Origin of the sequence: Mesorhizobium mediterraneum (genome assembly GCF_002284565.1) — a bacterium.
GTDB lineage: Bacteria > Pseudomonadota > Alphaproteobacteria > Rhizobiales > Rhizobiaceae > Mesorhizobium > Mesorhizobium mediterraneum.
This window is the reverse complement of the sequence record NZ_NPKI01000023.1, coordinates 1-2743: the sequence shown is the minus strand read 5'-3', so window position 1 is coordinate 2743 and position 2743 is coordinate 1. Positions and strand designations below refer to the sequence as shown.

3 protein-coding genes are annotated in these 2743 nt (G+C 54.4%); 1 reads left to right on the top strand and 2 read right to left on the bottom strand.

Annotation, left to right across the window (positions count from 1 at the left end; all coding sequences use genetic code 11):
- Positions 1-150: 150 nt before the first annotated feature.
- Positions 151-426 carry a hypothetical protein gene (locus CIT25_RS19175; protein ID WP_095486090.1) on the bottom strand — a complete coding sequence of 92 codons (276 nt, stop codon included), beginning with the start codon at positions 424-426 and terminating at the stop codon, positions 151-153.
- A gap of 409 nt (positions 427-835) precedes the next feature.
- Between CIT25_RS19175 and CIT25_RS19170 the strand changes: the two genes are divergently transcribed.
- Positions 836-1492 carry a DUF3800 domain-containing protein gene (locus CIT25_RS19170; RefSeq protein WP_095486089.1) on the top strand — a complete coding sequence of 219 codons (657 nt, stop codon included), beginning with the start codon at positions 836-838 and terminating at the stop codon, positions 1490-1492.
- Between the two features lie 247 nt (positions 1493-1739).
- Here the strand turns inward: CIT25_RS19170 and CIT25_RS19165 are convergent, their stop codons facing one another.
- A complete protein-coding gene (locus CIT25_RS19165) occupies positions 1740-2681 on the bottom strand; it encodes an IS1595 family transposase (protein ID WP_095486088.1) in 942 nt (313 codons plus the stop codon).
- Positions 2682-2743 lie beyond the last annotated feature (62 nt).

The following is a 2743-nucleotide window of genomic DNA, read 5'->3' as shown; positions in this document are numbered from 1 at the left end:
GGCGATTATATATTTGACAAACCCGGCACCCTGTAGGAATATAATCCTGACAGGCCGGCAACCCGAAGGAACAAGGACATGACCAACAAAAAAGCACCGGGACCTCTCAGCCCCGATGCTCCAATGTTCCCGCCAATAGGCTCGGGCGGTTTAGGCAGCCTTGAACAAGGTCTGAAGCTGCGCAAGTTCGGCCGCTGGAACACCGTTGACGCAGGCGTTCTTGGCCTCGATGACGACGAGCTTGTCGTTGGTGTCCATCACGCCGCGAACAAAGTTGTGAGCCTGTTCGGCGGTGAGTGACGACTGCACGTAGTAGAGCGAGTACTGATGCTTGTACCAACGGCCAAGCTGCTTGATCCGGTTCTGCACGGCCTCATATTTCTGACCGGGCGTTATCAGATCGTATGCGAGATAGAGATTATGCACGGTTAGTTTTCCTTCTAAAAAGGACCGTGCAGGGCTTGACTTGCGCCGCGAACGAGACAATTGTCCGGCCGTGGCCACAAATTTCCGCCCCACACGGCGGCTTCTACCAGACCCGATCCACACCCTAGCCGGTGGGATCGGGTTTTCCATTCCTGCCGAATCGTTCAACAAGAACGACTCGAAGCTATAGTGATCCGGGATGGTGCGGCAAACCCTAAATATAGTGTTATCGGAAAAGTTACTTTAGTCGGACTTTTCGTCTTTCTTTTCACCCTTTGCCGGCGGAGACTTCGCGATTTTCTTGACCAAACGGTCAAAATGTTCCTCTGACTGGTCTGTTTCCAGTTCGCGGGCGGCTTCTTTGAATCTCTGATACTGTGACAAGTCTGATTCTTTTGGCTTGTGTGTCATGAGTGACCATTTTGTTTTCGCTGACGAGGCCGGTTGCTTCAAATTTGAAGCCGGTGGACATGCCAGCCGCTATTTCATTCTCTGCACTGTTCGCATGGAATCTTGCGAGGTCGGCGCGGAGCTCTTGGAGCTTCGTCGTCATCTAATGGCGAAGAAGGTCATCGAGGACGAAGCGTTCCATTGTACCATGGACAAGCAAAAGGTGCGCGACCAAGTTTTCGCTATCCTTGGCAAGCACAAGTTCGAGATAGACGCGACAATCCTGGAAAAGGCGAAGGCGCTTCCGCGAACGCGCCCGGACGAGCCGACCTTCTACAAATACGCGTGGTACTATCACGCCAAGGACTTACTACCGCGTCGCTTCAAGGACGGTGACAACGTGCTGATTTCGGCGGCGGCTTTGGATACGGCGAAGGGCAAGGCTGCATTCCGAAATGCCTTCAACGAAGTGATCCAGCAAACCGGAAAGCATCTGGAACATACGACTGTTTTCCACCTCGCCAAGACAGACCCATGTCTGCAAGTCGCCGACTATTGCGCGTGGGCATTGCAGCGAAAGTGGGAAAGAGGCGACCGGCGCTCCTACAATCTCATAGCTCAGAAAATTACTTCTGAGTTCGAGCTATGGCGCTTCGGCAAGAAAATGCATTACTGAAAAAGTTGTGCGCCCCGCTATCCCGATTATCTCCTTTTAAGGGAGCGGCCCGTTGGGGCTTTTCGTCAGGCAAGGGGCGCACGAACCGCTATTAACATAATCGACTCGCGCGAATCTGGCAACCGGTCATGACCGGTTTTCCCATTTCGGACCCGTTCTAATCCTTTTGAACAAACGCTTCTTCTTCTCATATTTCCAAAGCGGCAAGCTTAGTTGAACGGGCTTCCGATAGTGGCCTTTCTTGGCTTCAATAAGCTGTTCGATACGTCAGACGCTTGCCTTTGGCACCCTTCAAGGCAATGAGCGAACGAACGTTGTCCTCAACGCCCATGGCCGAACGGTTCGAATAGCGGAAGTCGAACTCGGCCAAATAGCGGTGCAGATGGTGTTCGGCGCAATGCTGATAAACGCCTTTCATGCCGCGCTTGAAGATCGAGTAATAGCCTTCGACCGTGTTCGTATGGATATTGCCGCGAACGTACTCGTCCTTGGAATGCGTGACGAAATCGTGCGAGGCGAATTCCTGGCCGACACGGCGATATACGCCAGCCTCGTCGGTCATCAGCGCGCTTTCCTTGGCAATGTTGGCACGGACGATCGGCATGACGGTGCCGATGCGGGCGCTAACGACATGGAAGGATCGGGAGCGACCGCCGCGTTCAACCAACGTGACGACGGTGTTTTTGTGAGCGCCGCCGCCGCGCTTGACTGGCGTATCAGTCAGTCGGCCGATGTAGGTTTCGTCAACCTCAACGAACTTGCCATTGCCGCCCATGGGCGTGAAGTCATCCGAGCGCATTGCCTCGCGAACGCGGTGCGACAGGAACCAAGCCGTCTTGTAGGTGCATTCCAGAACGCGGTGGAGCTGGTGCGAGGATATACCCTTCTTTGACGAACACATGAGGTGGATAGCCTGCAACCACTTGTGCAGGGGCAAATGGCTTTCCTCAAAGATCGTGCCCATGCGAACCGTGAACTGGGCACGGCAGGCCGAGCACTTGTAGAGGCCATGGCGCTCTACGCCGTGCGGGTTCTTCTTGGAAGGCTTGGAACGAACGCCAGCCAGCTTGTAGTGCTTATCCATTGATCCGCAGTGATGGCAGACCGGGCCCTGCGGCCAAAGCATCGCCTCGACATGCTCAAATGCGGCGGCTTCGTCGTGGAAGTAGGGGCGGGACAAAACGGACATGGCGATAACTCCTTGGAATCGTTATCGCTCATCCCGCTGGGTTTGTCAAATATATAATCGCC

What these genes read in the sequence shown, in the direction of transcription:
- CIT25_RS19170 (WP_095486089.1), top strand. Translation starts at nt 836, where the DNA reads ATGAGTGACCATTTTGTTTTCGCTGACGAGGCCGGTTGCTTCAAATTT.
- CIT25_RS19165 (WP_095486088.1), bottom strand. Translation starts at nt 2,681, where the DNA reads ATGTCCGTTTTGTCCCGCCCCTACTTCCACGACGAAGCCGCCGCATTT.